This is a genomic window from Pseudomonas sp. FG86 (genome assembly GCF_057808775.1).
In genome coordinates this window covers 246,876-272,629 of record NZ_JBMDIS010000001.1, presented here as the reverse complement: position 1 = coordinate 272,629, position 25,754 = coordinate 246,876, and the positions used below count along the sequence as shown (strand labels likewise).

Annotated in this window: 29 protein-coding genes; 13 read left to right on the top strand and 16 right to left on the bottom strand. The window is 60.9% G+C overall.

Annotated features, from left to right (window positions below):
* The coding region (locus ACODSV_RS01220; RefSeq protein ID WP_489045229.1) for an AlgP family protein at positions 1–755 on the bottom strand (755 nt) is incomplete at its 3' end.
* A gap of 193 nt (positions 756–948) precedes the next feature.
* Here ACODSV_RS01220 and ACODSV_RS01215 point away from each other — a divergent pair.
* Positions 949–1,626, top strand: a complete 678-nt coding sequence (locus ACODSV_RS01215; protein ID WP_150054178.1) for an FKBP-type peptidyl-prolyl cis-trans isomerase — start codon at positions 949–951, stop codon at positions 1,624–1,626.
* Between the two features lie 54 nt (positions 1,627–1,680).
* Here ACODSV_RS01215 and ACODSV_RS01210 read toward each other — a convergent pair whose 3' ends face one another.
* The 7 genes from ACODSV_RS01210 to ACODSV_RS01180 all read right to left on the bottom strand — a co-directional run bounded on the left by ACODSV_RS01210 (position 1,681) and on the right by ACODSV_RS01180 (position 8,085).
* The gene (locus ACODSV_RS01210; RefSeq protein WP_024078049.1) at positions 1,681–2,139 is read right to left on the bottom strand and encodes an Rsd/AlgQ family anti-sigma factor; all 459 of its coding nucleotides are present in this window, start codon (positions 2,137–2,139) and stop codon (positions 1,681–1,683) included.
* A 209-nt stretch (positions 2,140–2,348) separates the two neighbouring features.
* Positions 2,349–2,870, bottom strand: a complete 522-nt coding sequence (locus ACODSV_RS01205) for a disulfide bond formation protein B (RefSeq protein WP_024078050.1) — start codon at positions 2,868–2,870, stop codon at positions 2,349–2,351.
* Between the two features lie 237 nt (positions 2,871–3,107).
* The gene (locus ACODSV_RS01200) at positions 3,108–4,349 is read right to left on the bottom strand and encodes a heme biosynthesis protein HemY (protein WP_024078051.1); all 1,242 of its coding nucleotides are present in this window, start codon (positions 4,347–4,349) and stop codon (positions 3,108–3,110) included.
* 5 nt (positions 4,350–4,354) lie between these two features.
* Positions 4,355–5,470, bottom strand: coding sequence for a uroporphyrinogen-III C-methyltransferase (locus ACODSV_RS01195; protein ID WP_024078052.1), 1,116 nt, complete (start codon positions 5,468–5,470; stop codon positions 4,355–4,357).
* Between the two features lie 42 nt (positions 5,471–5,512).
* Complete coding sequence (locus ACODSV_RS01190; RefSeq protein WP_150095168.1) at positions 5,513–6,262, bottom strand: uroporphyrinogen-III synthase; 750 nt, start codon at positions 6,260–6,262, stop codon at positions 5,513–5,515.
* Positions 6,259–7,200 carry a hydroxymethylbilane synthase gene (hemC, locus tag ACODSV_RS01185; RefSeq protein WP_150054179.1) on the bottom strand — a complete coding sequence of 314 codons (942 nt, stop codon included), beginning with the start codon at positions 7,198–7,200 and terminating at the stop codon, positions 6,259–6,261. The genes ACODSV_RS01190 and hemC overlap by 4 nt, the downstream gene beginning before the upstream one ends.
* A gap of 138 nt (positions 7,201–7,338) precedes the next feature.
* On the bottom strand, positions 7,339–8,085 hold the full coding sequence (locus tag ACODSV_RS01180; RefSeq protein WP_024078055.1) for a LytR/AlgR family response regulator transcription factor: 747 nt from the start codon (positions 8,083–8,085) through the stop codon (positions 7,339–7,341).
* Between the two features lie 502 nt (positions 8,086–8,587).
* Between ACODSV_RS01180 and argH the strand changes: the two genes are divergently transcribed.
* Positions 8,588–9,982, top strand: a complete 1,395-nt coding sequence (gene argH / locus ACODSV_RS01175; protein WP_073636689.1) for an argininosuccinate lyase — start codon at positions 8,588–8,590, stop codon at positions 9,980–9,982.
* A gap of 36 nt (positions 9,983–10,018) precedes the next feature.
* On the opposite strand, the gene ACODSV_RS01170 is transcribed toward argH, so the two are convergent.
* Complete coding sequence (locus tag ACODSV_RS01170; protein ID WP_024078057.1) at positions 10,019–10,678, bottom strand: glutathione S-transferase family protein; 660 nt, start codon at positions 10,676–10,678, stop codon at positions 10,019–10,021.
* 125 nt (positions 10,679–10,803) lie between these two features.
* Here ACODSV_RS01170 and ACODSV_RS01165 point away from each other — a divergent pair, with 125 nt between their 5' ends.
* From ACODSV_RS01165 to ACODSV_RS01155, 3 genes are all read left to right on the top strand, one after another.
* Complete coding sequence (locus ACODSV_RS01165) at positions 10,804–11,088, top strand: hypothetical protein (protein ID WP_024078058.1); 285 nt, start codon at positions 10,804–10,806, stop codon at positions 11,086–11,088.
* 152 nt (positions 11,089–11,240) lie between these two features.
* A complete protein-coding gene (locus tag ACODSV_RS01160; RefSeq protein ID WP_024078059.1) occupies positions 11,241–11,495 on the top strand; it encodes a TIGR02647 family protein in 255 nt (84 codons plus the stop codon).
* Positions 11,496–11,663: 168 nt separating this feature from the next.
* Positions 11,664–14,504: a class I adenylate cyclase gene (locus ACODSV_RS01155; RefSeq protein WP_150054180.1), complete on the top strand. Its 2,841-nt coding sequence runs from the start codon at positions 11,664–11,666 to the stop codon at positions 14,502–14,504.
* Here the strand turns inward: ACODSV_RS01155 and rnk are convergent.
* From rnk to cyaY, 3 genes are all read right to left on the bottom strand, one after another.
* Positions 14,501–14,911, bottom strand: a complete 411-nt coding sequence (gene rnk / locus ACODSV_RS01150) for a nucleoside diphosphate kinase regulator (RefSeq protein WP_024078061.1) — start codon at positions 14,909–14,911, stop codon at positions 14,501–14,503. The genes ACODSV_RS01155 and rnk overlap by 4 nt on opposite strands.
* Before the next feature lie 131 nt (positions 14,912–15,042).
* Positions 15,043–15,261, bottom strand: a complete 219-nt coding sequence (locus tag ACODSV_RS01145; RefSeq protein WP_024078062.1) for a DUF1289 domain-containing protein — start codon at positions 15,259–15,261, stop codon at positions 15,043–15,045.
* Positions 15,262–15,263: 2 nt separating this feature from the next.
* The gene (gene cyaY / locus ACODSV_RS01140; protein WP_150054181.1) at positions 15,264–15,611 is read right to left on the bottom strand and encodes an iron donor protein CyaY; all 348 of its coding nucleotides are present in this window, start codon (positions 15,609–15,611) and stop codon (positions 15,264–15,266) included.
* A gap of 238 nt (positions 15,612–15,849) precedes the next feature.
* On the opposite strand from cyaY, the gene lptM reads away from it, so the two are divergent.
* Genes lptM through ACODSV_RS01110 form a run of 6 tightly spaced genes read left to right on the top strand, consistent with a single transcriptional unit; the run spans position 15,850 to position 20,423 of the window.
* On the top strand, positions 15,850–16,008 hold the full coding sequence (lptM, locus tag ACODSV_RS01135; RefSeq protein WP_024078064.1) for an LPS translocon maturation chaperone LptM: 159 nt from the start codon (positions 15,850–15,852) through the stop codon (positions 16,006–16,008).
* Between the two features lie 9 nt (positions 16,009–16,017).
* Positions 16,018–17,265 (top strand): diaminopimelate decarboxylase, encoded by a 1,248-nt coding sequence (gene lysA / locus ACODSV_RS01130; RefSeq protein ID WP_024078065.1) that lies wholly within the window; start codon positions 16,018–16,020, stop codon positions 17,263–17,265.
* Between the two features lie 3 nt (positions 17,266–17,268).
* Positions 17,269–18,099, top strand: coding sequence for a diaminopimelate epimerase (gene dapF, locus ACODSV_RS01125; RefSeq protein WP_024078066.1), 831 nt, complete (start codon positions 17,269–17,271; stop codon positions 18,097–18,099).
* A gap of 13 nt (positions 18,100–18,112) precedes the next feature.
* Positions 18,113–18,829: a DUF484 family protein gene (locus tag ACODSV_RS01120; RefSeq protein ID WP_024078067.1), complete on the top strand. Its 717-nt coding sequence runs from the start codon at positions 18,113–18,115 to the stop codon at positions 18,827–18,829.
* Positions 18,830–18,831: 2 nt separating this feature from the next.
* Positions 18,832–19,731 carry a tyrosine recombinase XerC gene (gene xerC / locus ACODSV_RS01115; protein ID WP_150054182.1) on the top strand — a complete coding sequence of 300 codons (900 nt, stop codon included), beginning with the start codon at positions 18,832–18,834 and terminating at the stop codon, positions 19,729–19,731.
* Positions 19,728–20,423 (top strand): HAD family hydrolase, encoded by a 696-nt coding sequence (locus tag ACODSV_RS01110; protein WP_069077279.1) that lies wholly within the window; start codon positions 19,728–19,730, stop codon positions 20,421–20,423. The genes xerC and ACODSV_RS01110 overlap by 4 nt, the downstream gene beginning before the upstream one ends.
* 131 nt (positions 20,424–20,554) lie before the next feature.
* Here ACODSV_RS01110 and sutA read toward each other — a convergent pair whose 3' ends face one another.
* The 4 genes from sutA to glnK form a co-directional block, all read right to left on the bottom strand.
* Positions 20,555–20,881, bottom strand: coding sequence for a transcriptional regulator SutA (gene sutA / locus ACODSV_RS01105; RefSeq protein ID WP_010567186.1), 327 nt, complete (start codon positions 20,879–20,881; stop codon positions 20,555–20,557).
* 102 nt (positions 20,882–20,983) lie between these two features.
* Positions 20,984–21,409, bottom strand: a complete 426-nt coding sequence (locus ACODSV_RS01100) for a secondary thiamine-phosphate synthase enzyme YjbQ (protein WP_017845176.1) — start codon at positions 21,407–21,409, stop codon at positions 20,984–20,986.
* Positions 21,410–21,620: 211 nt separating this feature from the next.
* A complete protein-coding gene (locus ACODSV_RS01095; protein WP_024078070.1) occupies positions 21,621–22,958 on the bottom strand; it encodes an ammonium transporter in 1,338 nt (445 codons plus the stop codon).
* 34 nt (positions 22,959–22,992) lie between these two features.
* On the bottom strand, positions 22,993–23,331 hold the full coding sequence (glnK, locus tag ACODSV_RS01090) for a P-II family nitrogen regulator (protein WP_002555808.1): 339 nt from the start codon (positions 23,329–23,331) through the stop codon (positions 22,993–22,995).
* 422 nt (positions 23,332–23,753) lie between these two features.
* On the opposite strand from glnK, the gene ACODSV_RS01085 reads away from it, so the two are divergent.
* Together ACODSV_RS01085 and ACODSV_RS01080 are read left to right on the top strand one after the other, a co-directional pair.
* On the top strand, positions 23,754–24,014 hold the full coding sequence (locus tag ACODSV_RS01085; RefSeq protein WP_010567183.1) for an accessory factor UbiK family protein: 261 nt from the start codon (positions 23,754–23,756) through the stop codon (positions 24,012–24,014).
* A 153-nt stretch (positions 24,015–24,167) separates the two neighbouring features.
* On the top strand, positions 24,168–25,685 hold the full coding sequence (locus ACODSV_RS01080) for a YifB family Mg chelatase-like AAA ATPase (RefSeq protein WP_150054427.1): 1,518 nt from the start codon (positions 24,168–24,170) through the stop codon (positions 25,683–25,685).
* Positions 25,686–25,754: the final 69 nt, after the last annotated feature.

Here is a 25,754-nt window from a genome sequence, read left to right as displayed (position 1 = left end):
GCTGGTTTTGCAGCAGTGGCTTTAACAGCTGGCTTAGCGGCTGGTTTTGCAGCAGTGGCTTTAACAGCTGGCTTGGCGGCTGGTTTTGCAGCAACGGTTTTGGCAGCTGGCTTGGCGGCTGGTTTTGCAGCAGTGGCTTTAACAGCTGGCTTAGCGGCTGGTTTTGCAGCAGCGGTTTTAGCAGCTGGCTTGGCGGCTGGTTTTGCAGCAGCAGTTTTAGCAGCTGGCTTGGCGGCTGGTTTTACAGCAGCGGTTTTAGCCACTGGCTTGGCAGCCCCTTTAGTCGGCGCCTTCGCTGCAACAGCTTTGCTCGCCGGTTTTTTCGCCGCGCTGGTCGCTACAGCTTTTGCAGGGGTACGAGCGCCGAGCACTTTAGATACAGCTTCCTTCACACGACCAACGCCCTGGGCCAATTTCAGGCTTTCTTGAGCATCTTTTTTGAGTTGGGAAATGTAGGTGCGGGTTTCGGCTTGGCGATCCTTGAGGGCGTCCAGCAGGTCCTCAAGTTCTTTGACAGCGTCTTTGGCTTTGGCTTGTGCCTTGGCCTTGCCGGCAGTGGCGGCGTCTTGCAGTTTGGTGCGGGATTTGTGCAGCTTCTCTTGCGCTTTACCGCGTTGTTTTTCCAGTTTGGCGAGCAGTTTTTCTGCATCGGCCAACGCTTGGGAACATGCGCTTTCCAGATGTTCGAGCAGGCTGCCCGAAAGTTGTTGGAGTAAATGCAACGGGGTATTTACAGGCTTCTGTTTGGCCGACATGGTTTACCTCCTGGCTGACGTGGGTGCGGCTCATACTAGCCCTCTGCTCTTACCGCCGCTAGGGCATGTTGACAGTATCCTTTGCCTTGCGTTGCACCGTGCGAAAATTCTTATCGATATAACGAAAGACCACGCCACTTTTTACCTCATCACACTGGCATAATCCGTCGCACTTTCGGCGGGAGACATGCGTATGTCGCGTTACCTTTTTCTTGTGCTTGGCTTGGTGCTTGGCGGGGCCAATGCAAGCGAGCAGTCGCCGCCCAAAACCTCACCCCAGGACCAGCACGACCTCGCGTACAGCCTGGGCGCCAGCCTCGGCGAACGGCTGCGCCAGGAGGTCCCCGACCTGCAGATCCAGGCGCTGGTCGAGGGCCTCAAGCAAGCGTATCAAGGCAAGCCACTGGCACTGGATAACGCACGCATCGAACAGATTCTGGCCCAGCACGAAGAACAGAGTGAAGCCGACACACAGGTTCCAAAAAGTGAAAAGGCGCTGGCGGCGGAACAGCAATTTTTAACCAAGGAAAAATCGGCAACCGGTGTGCGCGAATTGGCGGATGGCATCCTGCTCACAGAGCTGACGCCCGGCAATGGCAACAAACCATTGGCCAGCGATGAGGTGCAAGTGAAATACGTGGGGCGTTTACCCGATGGTACGGTGTTCGATCAGAGCACCCAGCCTCAATGGTTCCGCCTGGACAGTGTGATCGACGGCTGGCGCAGTGCGTTGCAACAGATGCCTATCGGCGCGAAATGGCGACTGGTGATCCCCTCGGCACAAGCGTATGGCGCCGACGGGGCCGGCGAATTGATCCCGCCTTACACACCGTTGGTATTCGAGATCGAGTTGCTCGGTACTCGCCACTGACCCAATAAAAAACGGTGCGCCATGCGCACCGTTTTTTTATCTCGCCAGCAAAGGTCAGGCCTGGGTGGCCGTCTCTTCCTTATGGGCGTTGTGGAGTACTTCGATCAGGCAATCTTCCAGTTCGAAACGTTCATGGAGCAGGCCACCCAACTCCTTGAATTTCTCGGCAACACATTGGCCGGCATCACACAGATCGGTGAACGCCAGCAATTTCTCAGTGATGACATCAATGCGCGGGTAAAGAGTCTCGGCCAGTTCCAGCCCACGCTGATCATCGAAGGCTTCCGCCTCTTTGGTCAGCTGCTCATAGACACCGAAATGGCCAGCCGACGCGTAGTCCACCAACACGCCACAGAATTCCTGCAACGGCTTGCGATTCTCAGCCAGAGACTCAGGCTTGGCGCCAAGAGCATCAAAGGCCCGAACCAGTTCGTGACGTGCTTTCAACCAGCTGTCGATCAGCTTGTGCACCCCACCCCAGCGTTCCTGAGCATTCTGACAACTTTCCAGCATGATGATCTCTCTTCCCTATTGGGGGCGCTGCCGCGCTGTGCCCGCGCAACACTTCAAGGATAAAGCGGCGGCCGGACAAGGCAGCATCTGGCTAACAGTTTCATAACGCCTGCGGGCCAGATTATGCCCGCATGACTATGGCTTCAAGGTACGCAGGAGAGAAAGTTCATACAAGTGTTTAATCCCGTCCTACAGCTTTTGAGCTGTTTTCAGTGCCTTGCCAAGCTTAAACGCTGACTGAACAACAGCCGCGAAAACTGCACGCCTCCCAGGATCAGCATCGCCACGAAGAACAACAGGCTCCACTCCGGAAGGCTTAGGTCGAACAGGGTCCAGTTTATCTCCATGCAATCGACGGTGCCTTTGAACACCGAGCGCACCGCATCCTCAAGCGACAGGTTTTCAATCATGTCCTGTGCGCTGGGCCAACAATCGGGGGCTTGATCCGGCACGCTGTTCTGCAGCAGCACCTGGCGTACGGCGGCAGTCGCGCCGAGCACGGCACAGCTCATGCTTGCCAACCCGTAAAGGAAGACGCCAGAGCGCTTGGGGTTATGAATGGCAGCACTCAGGTTGATCAGCGTAAAGACCGCTAAAAATAGCCGCTGCACCTGGCACAGGAAGCAGGGCCGAAGCAGCGCGCCATATTCCAGATAGAACGATGCGCTCAACGTCAGCGCACCTGCCATGAACGCCAGCAAAAACAGGGAGCGTGAGGGGGCCAAAGACATTGTCGATCCGTAACGCAAGAGATAGGCCGTTACGGTAGAGGAAAGGCCCGAGCCCTTTCAATACACGCTAGAGCAGACGATTCCGCGAAAACGTAGGGACATCCCGTCAGAACGCGAAGGGCATCACCTAGGAATACGTAGGAACACATTACGAGCCCCATTAAACCGAGGCCATTGGCAAAATTGAAGCGTTGGCTACCAGACAATTCCGAGCCAACGCTCACTCTTTTTCCTACCTCAAACCCGCGCCGGTACCGGCAATGGAGAGGCCAGCAGGCGACTGTCCAGCAGACCCAGGCCTTCCTGGAACAGCTGGTTGCTGCGCTCAGTGTCGCCTAATTGGGCCAGCAGTCGCGCCAACTCGGCGCAGGCTTCGGGATTGCGCTGCACCTGCAGGCTGCCTTCCAGGTAGTCCCGTGCCTTGCCCCACAGGCTGTTCTGCAAGCACAGGCGACCCAGGGTCAACAGCAGGCTGGCGTCACCGGAGTGGTCCTTGAGCCAGCCTTCGGCAAACTTCAGTTGCCGCGCCGGGTCACTGCCTCGCAGCAGGCCGTATAACCGAATCAGATGGCTATCGTAGCTGCGCTTGATCGCACCCCGCAGCACTTCCTCGGCCTTGGCATCCGCGCCTAACTGACGCAGTTGCTCAGCGTAGGCCAACACCAGCTGCGGCTCCTGACGCTGGGCAGAGGTCAGTTGCTGCCAGGCCCGTTCAAGGGACTGCAAACCGGCTTCGCCCTGCTCTTCCCGCTGGGCCGCCAGGCTCAGGTTTTCACCCCAGGCGCGACGCTCCAGCTCGGCCAGTTCACCAGGGGGCAAGACTTTGTCTTTGCGCAACTCGGGCAATAGTCGAATGACCGACGACCAGTCGCCCCGCTGCTGATGCAGGCGCTGCAATTGACGCAGTACCTGGGCGTTATGGGGATGGCGCTCATGCATCGCCTGCAGGGTCACCAGGGCGCCCTCGGTATCGCCGCGGTCCGTCTGCAATTGCGCATGGCTCAAGGCAACCGCCAACTCGGCTTGAGGCTGACGCTCCAGGGCGCGCTCGAGCAAGCTGTCCGACTCTTCGTAGCGCCCCTGCTCATTGGCCGCACGGGCCGCGCCGAGGTAATACAGCAACGGTTGACGCTCGGCTTCGGCAGCCCGGTGCAGGTGGCGCTCGGCACTGGCCCAGCGCCCTTCGGCGAGGTCCATCTGGCCCTGTTCGATCGCAATTTGTACGCGACGGCTGCGGTTACGGCGCGACCATGGGTTGACCACGCCCCCGGAGGTGGTCACCAGGCTCAGCAACACGCGGAGCAGGTAGATCGCCAGGACGATGACAAACACCGCCACCAGGGTGGCCCACAGGCTCGATTCGTAATGCAGCACATGGGGATAGGTAATCAGCACGTAGCCAGTATGTTTCGAGATGCCCACGGCCAGTGCCAGGGCGATCGCAATCGCCAGCACCAGGATCACATAGAAACGCTTCATCGGCTCTACTCCTGGGTCGCCGGCGTGCCAGCCGAAGCCTTGGCTTCGTCAGCAGACAGATGACGACGCTCGAGATACGCCTGCACGGCCGCCAGGCTCGCGGCCAGGTCCGGTGTCACCACCGAGACGGCCTTGGGCTCAAGCTCGGCGATCCGTGCCAGCATCGCCTTGCTCTGGGGGTTGTCCTGGTTGAAGTTGTCCTGCAACACGCTACGCGCTTCACCCAGCGAACGGCTGTACACCGCCGACTCGCCATTGAGCGCGGCCCATTGAGCTTGCTCCAGGGCCAGGCTCAGGGCCAGACGCACCTGGTTCAAGCCTTGGCCGGCCAGCAGCGGGCGAATGTTGTCATCGGGGTTGAAATCGATGCGGAAGTAACGGGAAATCTGTTCCCACCATTGGCTCCAACGGTTGTCAGTGTCCGTGGTTGGACGCCCTTGGGAAGCCGGCTCCGTAAGCTGGTATTCCGGCGCAATCGCCGCCAGCTGCACGACCTGATCGCGCAACGCCGCCAATTGCAGATACAACCCGGTACGGTCCGGCTGCTCGGTGCTGCGCAGCGCGGCCAGGCTCTTGGCCAGTTGCTCGCGGGCAGCGTAGGACCCCGGATCATTCTGCTCGCGCAGGATCTCATCGGCGCCCTGGACCAGCGACTGAGCACTGTTGATATCCTGCAAGGCCGACAGTCGCAAACTCGCCAGACGGATCAGATGCTCGGCTTCAGCCAGGCGCCAGTCCTTGCGGCTGGCCCCCAGCACGGTTTCCAGGCGTTGGTTCAGGCGCTGCTGATCACCTTGCAACTGGGCCACCAGGCGGCGACGCTCCTCCAGCTCATCAGCGCCCGGCAACTGTGCCAGGCGTGCCGCCAACTGTTGCTGGCCTTGCTTGAGAGACTGGGACTGGTCATCAAGGGTCTGCACCTGGCCCAATTGATGCTGGCTGCTGGCTTGCAGGGCACGGACCTGCCAGATCCCCCAACCGCCAGCGGCAACACCCGCGGCGCCCAGCAGCAGGGCAACGATTGCCAGGCCATTGCCACGGCGTGGCGCGGCGACCGGTGTCTCGACCGGCGCATCAAGCGCGGGCTGAGTTTCATCTTTAGGCAAGGCTGTATCGCTCACGTATCCGTCCTTTGCGTATCAGAGAGTGGGGGCGGGATGTTTTTATAAGACAAAGCCGCCTAACGCCACTAACAAAGCCGCAGCACTCGCGCCGCGACAATCCACAACATTTTCTGCCCCAGCGTCCCGCGCCATCTCATAGACTCGCGGGCTGGGTACGAACAACGGCAGTCGGGCCACCTGCGGCCAATCGGGTCCGGCCAGGGCTTGCAGATGCAAGAAACCCTGCCCACTGCTGACCACCAGGCCGTTCAAGCGTTCCAACTGGATGCGCTGCATCAGTACCCCGGCGTCGTAGGCCGGCAGGAAGCGGCGATACAACTCCAGATAGTCGACACTAGCACCTTGCTCGCGCAAACGCTCAGCCAGCAGTTCTCGACCGCCCTCCCCCCGCAGGATCAACACCCGTGCCCCAGGCCGTGCAATAGCCTCGCGCAAGGCGGGTAAGGCGAGCAAGGCTTCGCTGTCATCACCGGTGGGCGGATAGTGAACGTCAAGGCCCTGGTCAGCCAGCACCTGGGCGGTCGCCGCGCCAACGCTGAACCACGGTAATTGCGGCCAGCGTCGCTCCAGCTGTTGCAAACCCAGGCGCGCAGCCGGTTTGCTCACCACGATCACTGCGCAATAACGGCCCAGGTCGCGGAAAACCGCCTGTTGTGCGGGCGTGACCGGCAACGCCTCGATCTCCAGCAAGGGCAGGCTGCTGCTGAAAATGCCGGCTTCGGACAACGACGCCGCCAGGGCCTTCGACTCCTCGACAGGCCGCGTCAGCAGCACACGCCAGCCGGTCACTGCGGACCGGCCTCGCCATAGACTTTTTGCAGAATGGCGCCAGCGCCTTTTTCCAGCAGCTCTTCAGCCACCTGGATACCCAGGGCGCTCGCATCACGCCGTGGCCCGCGCATCTCGGCGGTGAGCAGGGTGCCACCGGCCGGATCCCCAACCAGGCCACGCAGCCACAGAGTGTCACCTTCGAGCACGGCGTAGCAGGCGATCGGCACCTGACAGCCACCGTTGAGGTGCTTGTTCAGGGCGCGCTCGGCCGTGACGCGCACTTCGGTGTCGTGGTGATCGAGGGGTTTGAGCAACGCGTGGATTTCGCTGTCTGCCGTGCGGCACTCAATACCTACCGCACCCTGGCCGCCAGCGGGCAAGCTGTCTTCAACGCTGATCGTTGACGTAATACGGTCTTCGAAGCCAAGGCGGATAAGCCCGGCCGCAGCGAGGATAATCGCGTCATATTCGCCGGCATCCAGCTTGGCCAGGCGCGTGTTGACGTTGCCGCGCAGAAAGCGGATCTGCAGGTCTGGACGACGGGTCAACAACTGCGCCTGGCGACGCAGGCTCGAAGTGCCGACGATGCTGCCCAAAGGCAGCTCATCCAGAGATGCATAGGTATTGGAAACGAACGCATCGCGCGGGTCTTCGCGCTCGCAGATGCAAAAAAGGCCCAGGCCTTCGGGGAAGTCCATGGGCACATCTTTCATCGAATGCACGGCGATGTCGGCTTCATTTTCCAGCAGCGCGGTCTCCAGCTCCTTGACGAACAGGCCCTTACCGCCAATCTTCGACAGCGGCGAGTCCAGCAGCTTGTCGCCGCGACTCACCATGGGCACCAAGGATACCTTGAGACCTGAATGGGCCTCTTCAAGGCGAGCTTTGACGTATTCGGCCTGCCACAAGGCCAGGGCGCTTTTACGAGTGGCGATGCGGATTTCGCGAGAGGACATGGATCAATCCGTACTGAATAGATACGGCAGATAATAACAGCTCAAGCAAATACGCTTTGATTTGAATCAGCAAGTGCGGGGCCTCCCTGGCCGCATCACACCGGGATAAGCACTGCAGTCCACGCTACAGCCCTTGGGCTAAAGCTGCTGCATCATCTTGCGCACGCCGGCGACATGGCGTCGGCTGACGATCAAGGCATCGCCATTGAGCCCTTTCAGGAACAGCTGGAAGTGCCCCAGGGGCGTACGTTGCAGGCGCTCGATTCGTTCGCGGGCCACCAACGCATTGCGGTGGATTCGCACAAAGCGGTCGCCAAACTCATCTTCAAGAGCCTTGAGCGGCTCATCGAGCAGGACTTCACCGGCTTCATGGCGCAGCGTCACGTACTTGTGATCGGCAATGAAGTACACCACCTGGCTCAGGGGGATCAGCTCGATACCCTTGCGCGTACGCGCACTGATATGGCTGCGCGGCCCGTTGCCACTCTGGGCGGCAGGTTGAGTCAGGGCAGCGAGTTGGACCCGGTTAGGGCGCTCGGCCTTTTTCAATGCCTTGAGCAACGCGTCGCCAGTCGCCGGCTTGACCAGGAAACTGACACCACTGGCTTCCAACGCTTCCGCGGAAAACTCTTCCTGGGCAGCGCACAACACCACCGACGGAGGTGATTCTCTCTCACTCAGGCGGGCGGCGACCTGCAGGCCATCAAGGCCGGGCATGCGGATATCGAGCAGCACCACATCCGGCTTGAGGCTATCGATCAACGTCAACGCCTCCTCCCCGTTGGTGGCGCTCGGTTCAAGGACTGTATAACCCTCGAGTTCACTGACCAGGCGGCTCAGTCGCTCGCGGGCTTGGGGTTCGTCATCAACGATCAGGACATTCATATTGCGCTGGATTCCTGCGTGAGTCTCGCACAAGGATAGCGTAGACAGGTGCGGTGACTTGCGTCACAGCGATCCACGCTAAGACTAGCGCGAGCGGCAAAAAGTGCCCTGAGAGCGGCACGCATATTTACCCGGACCTGTTCAATAGCGCCCAAAACCTGCTGCCCTTGGGCATAGTCGTAGGGTTTGCTGATACACAATCCGAATACCCCCCTTTTTAATGGATAGTCTGGGTTATGACCGCATCACCCGACTTTGGTGCATTCACACACTATCAGTCCAACTGTAGACGCTCGCTGAGACGACATTACTCAATCGTCAAATATCGTTTCAACAAGCACCTGGCCCCAGTCTCTTCCCGGACGCGCTCGGCGGCAAGGCACTTAGCCATCCTTCGCGCAAATAAAAATGCCGGCCACCCACAGCACCGCCTCCACGAGCAACCCTGTTATTATCGGCGGCACACCTCCACGCCTCTTTTAAGCAGATCACGAGCGAATCCATGAGCACCGACAAGACCAACCAGTCCTGGGGCGGCCGCTTCAGTGAACCCGTCGACGCCTTCGTCGCCCGCTTCACCGCCTCCGTCACCTTCGACCAGCGCCTGTACCGCCACGACATCATGGGCTCGATCGCCCACGCCACGATGCTGGCCAAGGTCGGCGTGCTGACCGACGCCGAGCGCGACAGCATCATCGACGGCCTGACCACCATTCGCGGTGAGATCGAAGCCGGTACGTTCGACTGGCGCGTCGACCTGGAAGACGTGCACATGAATATCGAGGCCCGCCTCACCGACCGCATCGGCGTGACCGGCAAGAAACTGCACACCGGGCGCAGCCGCAATGACCAGGTGGCCACCGATATCCGCCTGTGGCTGCGCGATGAAATCGACCTGATCCTGGCCGAAATAACTCGCCTGCAGAAAGGCTTGCTGGAACAGGCCGAGCGCGAATCGGACACCATCATGCCCGGTTTCACCCACCTGCAAACCGCCCAGCCTGTCACCTTCGGCCACCACTTGCTGGCCTGGTTCGAAATGCTCAGCCGCGACTACGAGCGCCTGGTGGATTGCCGCAAGCGCGCCAACCGCATGCCCTTGGGTAGCGCCGCGCTGGCCGGCACCACCTACCCGATCGACCGCGAATACACCGCACAACTGCTGGGCTTCGATGCCGTGGGCGGCAACTCCCTGGACGGCGTGTCGGACCGCGATTTCGCCATCGAATTCTGCGCCGCCGCCAGTATCGCGATGATGCACCTGTCGCGTTTCTCCGAAGAACTGGTGTTGTGGACCAGCGCGCAATTCCAGTTCATCGACCTGCCGGATCGCTTCTGCACCGGTAGCTCGATCATGCCGCAAAAGAAAAACCCCGACGTGCCCGAGCTGGTGCGTGGCAAGAGCGGCCGCGTATTCGGCGCACTGATGGGCCTGCTGACCCTGATGAAAGGCCAGCCCTTGGCCTACAACAAGGACAACCAGGAAGACAAGGAACCGCTGTTCGACGCCGCCGACACCCTACGTGATTCGCTGCGTGCCTTTGCCGACATGATCCCCGCGATCAAGCCCAAGCACGCGATCATGCGTGAAGCGGCCCTGCGTGGGTTCTCCACCGCGACGGACCTGGCGGACTACCTGGTACGCCGTGGCCTGCCGTTCCGCGACTGCCACGAAATCGTCGGCCATGCCGTGAAATACGGCGTGGACACCGGCAAGGACCTGGCGGAAATGAGCCTGGAAGAACTGCGCCAGTTCAGCGACCAGATCGAGCAGGACGTGTTTGCCGTGCTGACCCTGGAAGGCTCGGTGAATGCCCGTAACCACGTGGGCGGCACCGCACCGGCGCAGGTGAAGGCAGCCGTCGCGCGCGGCCAGGCCCTCCTCGCCAGCCGCTGAAAAATGAGGGAGGGGGCAACCCCCTCCCACACTGGATCACTTTTTGGCCGCAACCATCGCCATGAACGCCGGCATCGCGGCTTCCCTGTCCGCCGCCACCTTCTGCGCATTGGGCATGGCATGCAGCCGCTCCAGCAACACTTTGGCCGCCGGGAGTTCAGCCAACAGGTCCAGGCCAAACAACTTCTCGCCCACGGCACAGGCGAGGTTCACGCTATACATGAAATACAGATCCGCAATCGTAAAGCTCTCCCCTGCCACATAAGGCGCGAACTTGCCGTGCCGACCTAAAGAACCGATCCCCAGCAGCAACTCAGCCTTGGATTTCTCCTTGATAGCGTCCGGCACCTGCATGCCGAAAAACGCCTCGGCGAAACACGCGCGGGCGGGCAGTTCGATGTACAGCTCGATTTCCCGGCACAACGCCAGCACCTGGGCACGCTGAAAAGGATCAGCAGGCAGCAGCGAACGGCCCTCCTGGGTTTGCTCGATGTATTCGAGGATCACGCTGGTTTCATTGACGAAACCCTGCTTCACCCCCAGTACCGGCACCTTGCCTCGCGGACTGACGGCAAGCGCCTCAGGGGTTTGCCCGGCGTAAAAAGGCACCTCTTCGAACGGTAGCCCCTTCTCCAGCAGCGCCAGTTTCACCATGTTGTAGTAGTTACTGACCGAAAATCCGTAAAGCTTGAGCATCGCAAAGCCTCCAGGCCGTGTGCGGGGTTGGCCGCAAGAGTTATAGATGCCCGGGCCCGCCCTGACCAGCAGCATCACCGGCCTGAATGGAGTTAGACTGGCGCCCTTTCCTTGAGGAGCCTGCCATGAGCGAGCCGACCGATATCGACAGCGACGAAGAAGCGTTCACCGAAAGTACACTGATCGAAGCCATCGAGAATCAGATCGAAAGCGACACTCCGCCTGCCGCCAAGGCCACGTTCAACAAGCTGACCCTGGTAGGTTACGAGCGCGAGGAGATTCTGAATCTCATGGCCCATGTGCTGGCGGTTGAAATCGACCAGATGCTCGACGAAGACCGTGCATTCGATACCCAATGGTATGAGACAGCCCTGCGGGCGCTGCCGGAATTGCCGCCGGAAAACGACTGAAGCCCCCCTCTGCGTGGCCGGGAAGCCTGCTTCCTCGCCACAAATCTGCGGCATATCAATACCCATGACTTTCTCACTGGACAGCCTGCCAAAGTGCGTTCACCTTATGGCCTGCTAGCCTCTAATAAATTCTTAGAAAGTCTGGAGTCCTTATGTCGTATACCCCTGAGTTGGTTGCCGAACTGGAAATCCTTGCACTCTTCAACCTGGGCAGCTCCCAGGAAGGTCTGAAAGTCCACCAGACTGCCGCTCCCACTGCCATCGCCGCGGCCAAACGCCTGTTCGAGAAAAAGCTGATCGACCAGCCGGACGGAGGCTATCTGACCAGCCTTGGCCGAGACGCCGCCGAGCAAGCGCAAACCCTGCTGACGATCTTGAGCACCGCGACAAGCAAAGAAGCCGCCTGACACCTGATACCGCCCATGGAGTCCGCCCCTTGCGGATTCCGAGGGCGCTGCTGTGGACGCGAGAAAATTCTGACGTCAAAAAACATTTCCCTCTAAACCTCCTACGCTTCTGACTGTAAACTCCTACACGGCCGCCCATGTTGGGCCTTGCGAGCCACCGAGTTTGACATGACCCGCACCCATGAAATCCGCCCCGACCTGGACGAAGGCATCGACCGCAAGGTGCTGGCTCAGCTGCGCGCGCGCTTCATGGCCCTCAACGAAGGCCGCATGGCCCGCGCCATCGAGGGGCTAACGCCGCGCCAGCAAAGCGTACTGACACTGTTGCCGCTGTTTTTCCACGTCAATCACCCGCTCCTGCCAGGCTATGTGTCGGGCAGTACACCGGCCGGGCTGTCGAACTTCGAGCCTGATGCCCAGGCCCTGACCGAAGCCCAGCGCCTGACCCGTTCATTCTCCTACAAGCCGCGCCATGGCAACCCGCCCCGTCCGATCCATGGCCTGTTCCTGATGGGCAGCCTCGGCACCCTGGCCCAGGCAGACCAGAGCGATATGGATGTGTGGGTGTGCCACGCCGCCGACCTGGACGAAAGCGAACTGGCCGAGCTGCGCAAGAAATGCCAGTTGCTGGAGGCCTGGGCCTTGAGCATGGGCGCCGAGGCACATTTTTTCCTGATTGAGCCGACGCGCTTCGTACTGGGTGAGCGCGACACCCAACTGAGCTCCGACGACTGCGGCACCACCCAGCATTACCTGCTGCTGGACGAGTTCTACCGCACCGCCATCTGGCTGGCTGGCCGTACACCGATCTGGTGGCTGGTGCCCGTCTACGAAGAAAACCGCTACGCCGAATTCACCCACACGCTGATCTCCAAGCGCTTTATACGCGCCGATGAAACCCTTGACCTAGGCCACCTGGCACGCATCCCTCCGGGCGAATTCATCGGCGCCGGGTTGTGGCAGCTGTTCAAAGGCATCGAGTCGCCCTACAAGTCAGTGCTCAAGCTGCTGCTGACCGAGGTTTATGCCAGCGAGCACCCAAACGTGCAGTGCCTGAGCCTGCGCTTCAAGCAGGCGGTGTTCGCCAACCAGATGGATCTGGATGAGCTGGACCCTTACATCGTGGTCTATCGCCGCATCGAGGAATACCTCAAGGTCCGCAACGAACCGGAGCGCCTGGAGCTGGTAAGGCGAGCGCTGTATTTAAAGGTCAACCGCAAGCTCAGCGCTGGCCAGCGTAGCTCTAGCTGGCAGCACCTGTTGCTGGAGCGCCTGGCCCAGGAGTGGGGCTGGAACCCGCGCCAATTGGCCCTGCTGGACAGCCGCAGCCAATGGAAAGTGCGCCAGGTCGCTTCCGAGCGTCGCGCATTGGTCAGTGAGCTGAACTACAGCTATCGCTTCCTGACGCAATTCGCCCGCAGCGAACAGACAGTCAGCCTGATCAATAAGCGTGACCTCAATGTGCTCGGCCGCCGCCTATATGCTGCGTTCGAGCGTAAAGCCGGCAAAGTCGAGTTCATCAACCCCGGCATCGCCCCGGACCTGGCCGAAGACACCCTGACCCTGGTGCAATCGCCCAACCGCAAAGAGCCGGGCCAGCACCATTGGGGGCTGTACAACGGCAACCTCACCGCCCTGGAATGGGAGCACTTTGCGCCGATCAAGCGCAGCCGCGATTTGCTGGAAATGCTGACCTGGTGCCACCGCAACGGCGTGATCGACAGCAGCACTCGCCTGGCGCTGCACCCGGGCACCAGCGACATGACCGAGTTCGAGCTATTCAACCTGCTGGGCAGCCTGCAGCAGAGCATTGCCCTGCCCTTGCCCAGCGTCGCTGAAGAACGCCTGTTACGCTCAGCGGTGCCCGAAGAGGTATTGCTGTTGATCAACGTCGGCGTCGACCCGCTCAAGCATCACCGCGACCTGAATATCCTGATGACCACCGAGCGCACCGACTCCCTGAGCTACGCCGGTGTGCGCGACAACCTGGTGCTGACCCTCGACCAGGTCACCCTCAATAGCTGGAACGAGGTGATGGTCAGCCGCTACGACGGCCCCCATGCTCTGCTCGATTGCCTGCGCGACTACCTCAACCAGCTGCCATCGGATCACCTGCCGCGGCTACGGGTGCGCTGCTTCTGTCACAACCGTGCGCAGTTCATTGCCCAGCGCGTAGAAGAAATCTTCGACACGGCGCAGAACCTGCTGCTGGGGCAGGGCAATCACCGCTACTTGCTCCAGGTGCAACAGCACTATCACGTGATGGAGTTGATGCCCGGCCAGGCCACCCACGTATCACTGGCGACCCAGGATGCACTGATCGCCTACCTCAGCGAAGAACTGGCCAGCTACAGCCCGCTGCACCTGGATGCCATGGCCCTGGAGGACCACGACCTGGCGCTGCTTTTGCCCATGGGTATGGCCGATTGCGTGCAAGTGTTCTACCGGGTCAATGAAGGCTTCGCCGAGCTGTATGTGCTGGATGAGTTCAACGCGCTCTGGCAGCAGCGCCTGCCGTTTCATGACGAGCAGAGCCTGTTGGCACCGCTGCAGCGCTTCCTGCAATCGATCATCTATCGCCGGGACGCGCTGTCGCCGCTGGACCCACAGGAGCCGCTGGGCGCGGTGCAAACCCTGTACTACCAACTATTACCGTCAGGCAATAACCGTGCACGCGGCATAGAGCCTCGGCCACCACCACAAAATCCGGCCAACAAGCCGTTTTATGACGTGCAGGCGATTATCGGCAAGGCGGCGCCGGGCCAAGTGGGGATTACCCTGTACTGCAATCAGCGGGAGTTTTCCGAACTGGAATTTGGCGACCAGCTGTTTGCAGTGGTCGCCCAGGAGATCGTCGGGCAGCGTCGCGAAACCGAGCGCTACCGCTGCTATATCACTGATCTGGACCTGTCGGGTCTGATCGGTGATGTGCAAAGCCCGAGCAATTTGTACCTGCGCTACAAGGCCGAGCTGGAGCAAGCGCTCAATGAAGCACTGAACCAGATTTAAAGCGAGAAAGCGCCGCCGTCTTTGGGCTGGCCTTCCACTTTGAGCAACTTGAGCTTGAGAGTCTTGCCGCCGGGAGCCGGCCAGTCGATATGCTGGCCCACTTGCAAGCCAAGCAACGCACTGCCTACCGGTGCCAGGATCGAAATCTTGCCTTCGTCGGCGTTGGCATCCTTGGGGTAAACCAGAGTCAGGTGATAGTCCTTTCCGCTGCTTTGCTCGCGGCAATGCACGCTGGAGTTCATGGTCACGACATTCGCAGGCACTTCATCGTGGCCAACCACTTCTTCGGCGCGGTCGAGTTCGTGTTGAAGGGCTTCGACACCCGGCGAGTCCTCGCCTACACGGTCGATCAGTTGCTCAAGACGCTGCACGTCGAGACGGGTAAGAATGATGGAAGGTGCGGTCATGATTCAGGCAGACTCCTTTTTTCTGCACAAAAAAGCAAAACCCCGCCAGGAAAAGGCGGGGTTCTCACGGACCTCGATGAGTTGAGGTGTACCCGGACACTACCACAGCACCGTAAATAAACAAGACGGGGTCAAGGCGCTGCCTTGCGCTGCTCGGCCTGGGCCACGATCACCCGCCGCCGCTGATCGTCGGCAGAGCGCCATTCACGGATGTCTTCCACATGGCGGAAACAGCCAAGGCAAACTTTCTCCTCGTCCAGCCGACACAAACTGATACAAGGTGACGGCACGGCCGGGCTCACATTGCTGAACAGCGGCTTCGGCGGACGTACAGGTGCAGGCTCGGTCACGATCAGTTCTCGTCGGGGTTCAGCTCATCGAAACTCAACTCGATGCCCGCCTGCTCCTGCGTGAGGCGCGCAAGCATTTCGCTGAGCAGCTCATCGCTGGTATCGCACTGCCAATTGCGGTCTTCTTCGTTGTACTCGAAGTGAAAACCACCGGAACGCGCCGCCAGCCACAGTTGGCGCAACGGTTCCTGGCGACTGAAGATCAGTTGAGTGCCGTTCTCGAACTTGACGGTCAGCACCCCGGCCGAGTTTTCCAGGTCCACATCCAGGCCGCTGTCGTCGAAAATATCTTCCAGCGCCTGCTGGGTCGAATCCACCAGGTCGTGAAAACGGGCTTCGGTCAAACTCATTGTGGCAACCTCAAAAGTGTCTGGTTTTGCTCGAGCGGCGCACGATACGGGCGAGCCCCGCCGATTGCAAAGGATACCGATTTCATCACAACTGACGGCATGAAATATCCCCCGCCAGCGTAGCCCGTTTCTCAACCCACTCAGCAAAGCCCCGCCGGACGGGTATTCCAGCGCATAGGCAAGCTGGCAGGTGGTCGGTATACTCGGGCGCAATTAATGCATATTCAAGGATTTCGCCATGAAGCGCCTGATCTCTTCCCTTGCTGCGCTCGTCGCGGTCGCCTGCCTCGTTAGTGCCTGTGGTCAAAAAGGCCCGCTGTACCTGCCTGATGACAGCAAAGACCCGAATGAACAGGCGCAATCGTCGCAAAAAGCGCACAAGCACGACACTTACTAAGGGTAAATCATGGACGCTTTTAACTACCGGGACGGCGAGCTGTTCGCGGAGGGCGTGGCGCTGTCCGCGATTGCCGAACGCTTTGGCACCCCGACCTATGTGTACTCGCGCGCGCACATCGAAGCGCAATACCGCTCGTTCACCGATCCGCTGGACGGCGTGCCGCACTTGGTGTGCTATGCGGTGAAGGCCAACTCCAACCTCGGTGTACTCAATGTCCTGGCGCGCCTGGGCGCTGGTTTCGACATCGTGTCCCGTGGCGAATTGGAACGTGTTCTGGCCGCAGGCGGCCAGGCTGACAAGATTGTGTTCTCCGGCGTCGGCAAGAGCCGCGAAGACATGCGTCGTGCCCTGGAAGTCGGCGTGCATTGCTTCAACGTCGAATCCACCGACGAGCTGGAGCGCCTGCAGGTCGTCGCCGCCGAAATGGGCGTTCGCGCGCCGATCTCACTGCGCGTCAACCCGGACGTCGATGCCGGCACCCACCCGTACATTTCCACCGGTCTCAAAGAGAACAAGTTCGGCATCGCCATCGCCGACGCCGAGGACGTGTACATCCGTGCCGCCCAACTGCCGAACCTGGAAGTACTGGGCGTCGACTGCCATATCGGCTCGCAACTGACCAGCCTGCCCCCGTTCCTTGATGCCCTGGACCGCCTGCTGGCGCTGACCGATCGCCTGGCCGAGTGCGGCATCTACCTGCGCCACATCGACCTCGGTGGCGGCGTGGGTGTGCGTTATCGCGATGAAGAGCCTCCGCTGATTGCCGACTACATTGCCGCCGTGCGTGAACATATCGGCGGCCGCGACCTGGCGCTGTTGTTCGAACCAGGCCGCTATATCGTGGCCAACGCCGGCGTGCTGCTGACCCAGGTCGAGTACCTCAAGCACACCGAGCACAAGGATTTTGCGATCGTCGATGCCGCGATGAACGACCTGATCCGCCCGGCGCTGTACCAGGCCTGGATGGATGTCACCGCCGTAACGCCTCGCGACAGTGAAGCCCGCGCCTATGACATCGTCGGCCCGATCTGCGAAACCGGCGACTTCCTGGCCAAGGATCGTCAACTGGCCCTGGAAGAAGGCGACCTGCTGGCCATTCATTCGGCCGGTGCCTACGGGTTTGTCATGAGTTCCAACTACAACACCCGCGGGCGTACCGCCGAGGTGCTGGTGGACGGTGATCAAGCGTTTGAAGTGCGTCGCCGCGAGACGGTAGCCGAGTTGTATGCTGGCGAAAGCCTGCTGCCGGAGTAAGCCATGCTGCTGCGTTTTACCAAGATGCACGGACTGGGCAATGACTTCATGGTCCTTGACCTGGTCAGCCAGCACGCGCACATCCTGCCCAAGCACGCTAAACAGTGGGGCGACCGTCATACCGGCATCGGCTTCGACCAGTTGCTGATCGTTGAGGCGCCGAGCAACCCGGAGGTGGATTTCCGTTACCGGATCTTTAACTCCGACGGCTCCGAGGTGGAACAATGCGGTAACGGCGCCCGCTGCTTCGCGCGCTTTGTGCTGGACAAGCGCCTGACCGCCAAGCGGCAGATTCGCGTCGAGACCAAGAGCGGCGTGATCGAACTGGATGTCCGCAGCGACGGCCAGATCAGCGTCAACATGGGTGCACCGCGCCTGGTGCCGGCGGACATTCCGTTCCAGGCCAGCGAGCAGGCTACGAGTTACACGCTGGACGTTGAAGGCAAGGCCGTCGACATCGCCGCAGTGTCCATGGGCAACCCCCATGCAGTACTGCGGGTCAACGACATCAACAATGCCCCCGTGCATGAACTGGGGCCGAAGATCGAACACCACCCGCGCTTTCCGGCACGGGTCAATGTGGGCTTCCTGCAGGTGATCGACCGTTCCCGCGCGCAATTGCGTGTGTGGGAACGCGGCGCCGGCGAAACCCAGGCCTGCGGCACCGGCGCCTGCGCCGCTGCCGTAGCCGCAATCAGCCAGGGGTGGATGGATTCGCCGCTGCTGATCGACCTGCCAGGTGGACGCCTGTCCATCGAATGGGCAGGTCCCGGCCACCCGGTGATGATGACCGGGCCGGCCACGCGCGTATACGAAGGACAGGTCCGTCTATGAGTGAGCCAAGCAAATGACCGATAAGCCTCAAGTACCCGCACAAGCATCCCCGAGCGAAAGCCTGGAGGCCGCCGCTGTCGCGGCGTACCTTGAGGCTCATCCGGACTTCTTCGTTGAGCATGAAGAACTGTTGCCGGCCTTGCGCATCCCCCACCAGCGCGGCGATACCGTGTCACTGGTGGAGCGGCAGATGAAGATCCTGCGCGAGCGCAACATAGAAATGCGCCATCGGCTCTCGCACCTGATGGACGTGGCCCGCGATAACGACCGCCTGTTCGACAAGACCCGCCGCCTGATCCTGACCCTGATGGACGCCACCAGCCTGGAAGAAACGGTGATCGCCGTGGAAGACAGCCTGCGCCAGGATTTCCAGGTGCCCTTTGTCAGCTTGATCCTCTTCAGCGACAACCCGATGCCGGTGGGACGCTGGGTCAGCGGCAGCGAAGCACAGACCGCGATCGGCGGCCTGCTCTCCGAAGGCAAGACCATCAGCGGCACCTTGCGCGAGCACGAACTGGACTTCCTGTTTGGCGCTGAACAACGCCAACAGATCGGCTCCACCGCCGTCGTGGCCCTCAGCCACCAGGGCCTGCACGGCGTACTGGCCATCGCCAGCCGTGATCCTGCGCACTACAAGAGCTCGGTGGGCACCCTGTTCCTGACCTACATCGCCGAAGTCCTGGGCCGCGTGTTGCCGCGTTTCACTACCGCCCTGCGCGCGGTGCGCTAGCCATGGAACGGCAACTGGACGCCTACTGCGCTCACCTGCGCAGCGAGCGCCAGGTGTCGCCCCACACCCTGGAAGCCTACCGACGGGACCTGAACAAGGTCCTGGCCTACTGCGAGAAACACCAGATCGCCAGCTGGAAAGCCCTGGATATCCAGGGCCTGCGCAGCCTGATCGCGCGCCTGCACCAGCAAGGCCAATCCTCACGCAGCCTGGCCCGGTTGCTGTCGGCGGTGCGCGGCCTCTACCACTACCTCAACCGCGAAGGCCTGTGCGATCACGACCCAGCCAACGGCCTGGCCCCACCCAAGGGCGAGCGGCGCCTGCCCAAGACCCTCGACACCGACCGAGCCCTGCAACTGCTCGACGGCGCGGTCGAGGACGACTTCCTGGCCCATCGCGACCAGGCGATCCTCGAACTGTTCTATTCTTCGGGCCTGCGCCTATCGGAGCTGACGGGGCTGAACCTCAACCAACTGGACCTGGCGGACGGCCTCGTGCAAGTGCTCGGCAAAGGCAGCAAGACCCGCGTGTTGCCAGTGGGCAGGAAGGCCCGGGAAGCCCTGCAACTGTGGTTGCCGCTGCGCGCCCTCACCAACCCGGCCGATGATGCGGTGTTTGTCAGCCAGCAAGGTCGGCGCCTGGGGCCACGGGCCATCCAGGTACGGGTCAAGGCGGCGGGCGAACGCGAACTGGGGCAAAACCTGCACCCGCATATGCTGCGGCACTCCTTCGCCAGCCATCTGCTGGAATCATCCCAGGACCTGCGCGCAGTACAGGAACTGCTCGGCCACTCCGATATCAAGACCACGCAGATCTACACCCACCTGGACTTCCAACACCTGGCAACGGTGTATGACAGTGCCCATCCACGGGCCAAACGTATCAAGGGCGGCGACTCATGAGTATCAAGCTGATCACTTTCGACCTGGACGACACCCTCTGGGACAACGTCCCCGTCATCGTCAGCGCCGAGGCGTCAATGCGCGAATGGCTGGCCACCCATGCCTCCAAGGTCGGCGACTTGCCCCTGGAGCACTTCGCCAGCCTGCGCCAGCAAGTGCTGCAACGTCATCCCGAACTCAAGCACCGCATCAGCGTCCTGCGCCATCGAGTGTTGATGCATGCGTTTGAAGAGGCCGGTTATCCACAGCCTCAGGCCACCGAAATGGCCGATGTGTGTTTCGAAGCGTTCATTCACGCCCGCCATCAGCTCACGCCCTTCCCCGAAGCCGAGCCGATGCTGCAAGCGCTGCGCCAGCACTTTCTGCTGGGTGTGATCACTAATGGCAATGCCGATGTGCAGCGTGTGGGCCTGGCGGACTACTTCCACTTTGCGCTGCGTGCCGAAGATATTGGGATCGCCAAGCCGGATGCGCGCTTGTTTCAGGAAGCGCTGCAGCGCGGCGGAGTGGATGCCAGTGCGGCGGTGCATGTTGGCGATCACCCCGGGGACGACATTGCCGGGGCGCAGCAGGCGGGGCTGCGGGCGGTGTGGTTCAACCCCAACGCCAAGGCATGGGAAGCAGATAAACGCCCCGACGCGGAGATTCGTAGCCTCACGGAGCTGCCGGAATTACTCCGCAAGTGGCAGTAGCACTGGAGATCCAAATGTGGGAGGGGCAAGCCCCCTCCCACATTTGGATCTCCACAAAGCTCAAATAAATCAGCAAGCATGAAAAAGCCCGCAGCGACGGCGGGCTTTTTCATACAGGCATGCGGCGGGCCTTAGATAGGCCGGCTGCCATACTTGTTGTCAGGCTTCTTGGGCGGATCTGCAACCACGTTGGGCTCGACTTCAACCACCTTGCCGCCTTTAGCGAGGAACTCTTCCATCGCGCGGGCCAGCGCATCGCGTTCTTTGTTCTTGGCTTCAACGCTCGGCAATTCGTCTACCGAAACAGCAGCCTTCGCCTTGCCCTTGGCAGCCGGAACAGGAACATCGTCACCGCCATCGTCGTCGGCAACGTCTTCCGCCGCCGCTTCAAGGCCTTCTTCGGTGTCGTCTTCGTCACCTACTTCCAGTTCGTCGTTTTCCAGATCATCGTCGCTCATGTTCTACCTCATGACTTGCGAAAAGCAGATTAGTTATAGCCCAGCCTCACCCTCTGTCGAGGTCGCCGGAAAAAAATCAACATCCACCGGATAACCAGTGGCTTATGCCCCATCACCGTGCAAGGTGGCGAGGACTTTACGAGCACCACCATGATCACGGTGCTCGCCCAGATAAACACCTTGCCAGGTCCCCATCGCCAAGCGGCCGGCCTTGACCGGCAAACTCAGCTGGCAGCCCAGGAGACTGGCCTTGAAGTGCGCCGGCAGATCGTCCGGGCCTTCGTCGTTGTGTTCAAACCCCGCACGCCCTTGCGGCACCAGCGAGTTGAAGAAACGCTCGAAGTCACGACGAACCGCCGGATCGGCATTCTCGTTGATGGTCAACGAAGCCGAGGTATGCTGCAGCCACAGGTGCAACAGGCCCACGCGGCATGCCTTCAACTCAGGCAAGCCGGCAAGCAACTCATCGGTTACCAGGTGAAAACCCCGGGGCTTGGCCCGCAAGGTAATCAGGGTCTGTTGCCACATACAGTTCTCCGCCCATCGGCGCGCATTCTAGCGCGCTCTGGGAAAAAACAAAGTGCCGAATACGCCTACATGGCTGTAAGACATTCGCACGCTTACAAGTACCGTGTGCGCGCCATCACAAACTTTGCGCTAAAACCGGTACAGCTTGTTATGACTGACAAACACCAGGCAAAAAAATGCCCGGCAAGCCGGGCATCTTTTTTTTGCGTACTTACAAGTTGTAGCCGCGTTCGTTGTGTTGCGCCAAGTCGAGGCCGACAGCCTCTTCTTCTTCGGTAACCCGCAGGCCCATGACCATGTCCAGCACCTTGAGGATGATGAAGGTCACAATAGCCGTATAGATCACGGTGAAGCCGACGCCTTTGCACTGAATCCAGACTTGGGCCGCCACATCAGTCACGGTGCCGAAGCCACCCAGTGCCGGCGCTGCAAACACACCGGTGAGGATTGCGCCGAGGATACCGCCGATACCGTGAACACCGAAGGCGTCCAGGGAATCGTCGTAGCCCAGTTTGCGTTTCAGGGTCGTCGCGCAGAAGAAGCACACCACACCCGCCGCCAGGCCGATGATCAGCGCGCCCATCGGGCCCACAGTGCCGGCTGCCGGCGTAATTGCCACAAGGCCCGCCACCACACCCGAGGCGATGCCCAGGGCACTTGGCTTACCGTGGGTGAGCCACTCGGCGAACATCCAGCCCAGCGCAGCGGCAGCAGTAGCGATCTGGGTCACCAGCATTGCCATACCGGCAGTACCGTTGGCCGCAGCAGCGGAACCGGCGTTGAAGCCGAACCAGCCCACCCACAGCATGGCCGCACCCACCAGGGTGTAACCCAGGTTGTGTGGCGCCATTGGCGTGGTTGGGAAACCTTTACGCTTGCCGAGGACCAGGCACGCGACCAGACCGGCCACACCGGCGTTGATGTGCACCACGGTACCGCCAGCGAAGTCCAGCACGCCCCAGTCACCCAGCAACGAACCCGGACCGCCCCAGACCATGTGGGCAATCGGTGCGTAGACCAGGGTGAACCAGACGCCCATGAAGATCAGCATCGCGGAGAACTTCATACGCTCGGCGAAGGCGCCGACGATGAGCGCCGGAGTGATGATCGCAAAGGTCATCTGGAAGGTGACGAACACCGCCTCAGGGAACAGCGCCGCCGGGCCGGTGATGCTGGCAGGGGTCACACCCGACAGGAACAGCTTGGACAAGCCGCCCACAAAGGAGTTGAAGTTGACGACGCCTGCTTCCATACCCGTGGTGTCGAACGCCATGCTGTAGCCGTAGACGAACCACAGGATGGTGATCAAGCCGGTAATGGCGAAGCACTGCATCATCACGGAAAGAATGTTCTTGGAGCGCACCATGCCGCCGTAGAACAAGGCCAGGCCGGGAATGGTCATGAACAGCACCAGCGCGGTGGATGTGAGCATCCACGCCGTGTCGCCGGAATTGAGGACTGGAGCCGCCACTTCGTCTGCCGCCATGGCCAGGCTTGGCATTACGATGGACAACAGGGCTCCGAGCCCTGCGAATTTACGCAGAGTCATATTGTTTTCTCCTGGGGCGTTGGGGTTTGGCGGCTTAGATTGCGTCGGTATCGGTTTCGCCGGTACGGATGCGAATAGCCTGTTCCAGATTGACCACGAAGATCTTGCCGTCACCAATCTTGCCGGTGTTGGCGGCCTTGGTTATCGCCTCGATAACCCGGTCAAGATCCTTGTCGTCAATGGCGACATCAATCTTCACCTTCGGCAGGAAATCGACCACGTATTCCGCGCCGCGATACAGCTCGGTGTGACCCTTCTGCCGACCGAAGCCTTTGACCTCAGTAACGGTAATGCCCTGCACGCCGATCTCGGACAACGACTCGCGTACATCGTCCAACTTGAACGGCTTGATGATGGCAGTGACTAGCTTCATGAAAACTCTCTCCCGAATTGGTGGACTTGCCCCAGGAAAACAAACCCGTCTCAAGTCTAAGCGCAGTGCCTGGCTTTGTAACGCGTCGTCGCAAGAGCAGTTGCCGTTGCAACGCCAGCGAACCACTGGTGACGAAACCTGTACCCCTGATCCGTCGGCGCACTGCATTCGTCACAGCGACTGCATCAGTGCATGGGTCATGATCGTCTAAGCAGAAACCTTGCCAGCTCCGTAAAAATCACTGAAATCAGTCCTTTGCTCCGCTACGCCCACCTGCGAGGCTTTTTGGCGGTGCCATTGCGCACGAAAACAGTGCGCAGACGCCCGCCCCCATGCGCGAAAAGCGTGCGCCTGCGGCCGTGGAAATGACTATAGACGCTGCGTGATACACTGCCCGCCAACAGTTTTCCGGAATATTTCCCATGCTCGCGCCCAAAGACCTCCTCGACGCCCTGAGCGGCCACGCCTCTCGCCTGTTCAGCGGCGACACCCCGCTGCCCCGCAATGAAATCGAAAGCCAGTTCAAGGCGTTGCTGCAAAGCGGCTTCAGCAAGCTGGACCTGGTGAGCCGGGAAGAATTCGATAGCCAGATGGTCGTACTTGCCCGCACCCGTGCGCGCTTGGAGAGCCTGGAGGCGAAAGTTGCAGAGCTGGAAGCGCGGTTGAACCCTCCTGCGGAATAAATGCGATCAGTGTGGGAAGGGGCTTGCTCCCTCCCACATTTGCTCTACCTTTTGTTCTGGATACGTTCTGTAAAACCTCCCCGCCTCGCTCTTCCCCACCTCGTCTACCCTTGAAAAACCGCAGGAAGCGGCCACCTCTTTCAAGGAACGAGCATGTCCCTCGCCATCGTCCACAGCCGCGCCCAGGTCGGCGTCGAAGCCCCTGCCGTCACCGTCGAAGTGCATATGGCCAACGGGTTGCCGTCGCTCACCCTGGTGGGGCTGCCAGAAACCGCGGTCAAGGAAAGCAAGGATCGCGTACGCAGTGCCATCCTCAACTCAGCGCTGCAATATCCTTCCCGCCGTATCACCCTCAACCTCGCGCCCGCCGACCTGCCCAAGGACGGTGGGCGCTTTGATCTGGCGATCGCCCTGGGGATCCTGGCGGCGAGTGTGCAGGTGCCGGCGTTGATGCTGGATGACGTGGAGTGCCTGGGGGAGTTGGCGTTGTCCGGCGAGGTGCGGGCGGTAAAAGGCGTATTGCCCGCCGCATTGGCGGCGCGCAAGGCCGGGCGCACCGTGATAGTGCCGCGGGCGAATGCCGAGGAAGCGTGCCTGGCATCCGGGCTGAAGGTCATTGCCGTGGATCACCTGCTGCAGGTGGTGGCACACCTGAATGGGCATGCACCGATTGAGCCCTACAAGTCTGACGGGTTGCTGTATTCGAACAAACCCTACCCGGACCTGAGTGAAGTTCAGGGCCAGCTGTCAGCCAAGCGCGCACTGCTGATTGCAGCAGCGGGCGCACATAACCTGCTGTTCAGCGGGCCACCAGGTACCGGCAAGACCTTGCTCGCCAGCCGCCTGCCCGGGTTGCTGCCGCCATTGAGTGAACAGGAAGCACTGGAAGTGGCGGCGATTCAATCCGTGGTCAGCCTGGCACCGCTGAGCCATTGGCCCCACCGGCCGTTTCGCCAGCCACACCATTCAGCCTCCAGTCCGGCACTGGTGGGCGGCGGATCGAAACCGCAGCCGGGGGAAATCACCCTGGCCCATCATGGAGTGCTGTTCCTGGATGAACTCCCGGAGTTTGATCGCAAGGTGCTGGAGGTCTTGCGCGAGCCACTGGAGTCGGGGCACATCGTGATTTCCCGCGCCCGTGACCGAGTGCGCTTCCCCGCGCGCTTCCAACTGGTGGCGGCGATGAACCCCTGCCCCTGCGGTTATATGGGCGCGCCCTGCAACCGATGCCGTTGCACGCCCGAGCAAATCCAACGCTATCGCAACAAACTCTCCGGGCCCTTGCTGGACCGGATCGACCTGCACTTGACGGTCGCCCGCGAAATCACCGCGCTGAACCCGACCCCACAGCCCGGCGGCGACACATCCACCGCCTCCGCGCTGGTCGCCCAGGCTCGAGAGCATCAACAGCAGCGCCAGGGTTGCGCCAATGCGTTCCTAGATCTCTCTGGGTTGCGCCAGCATTGCGCGCTGTCCAAGCCGGATGAAGCCTGGCTGGAAAGCGCCTGCGAGCGCTTGACCCTGTCCCTTCGAGCCGCCCACCGCCTGCTCAAGGTCGCCCGTACCCTGGCGGACCTGGAGCGCGCAGACACTATCGGCCGCAACCACATTGCCGAAGCACTGCAATACCGGCCCTCGGCCTCCAGCCAAGTCGACGGCGCAAACGGCTAGAAACACCCCTCGGCGATACACCGGGCGACGGCGGCACAGCGCAACCACGCGCTCACGCACCTGTAGGTC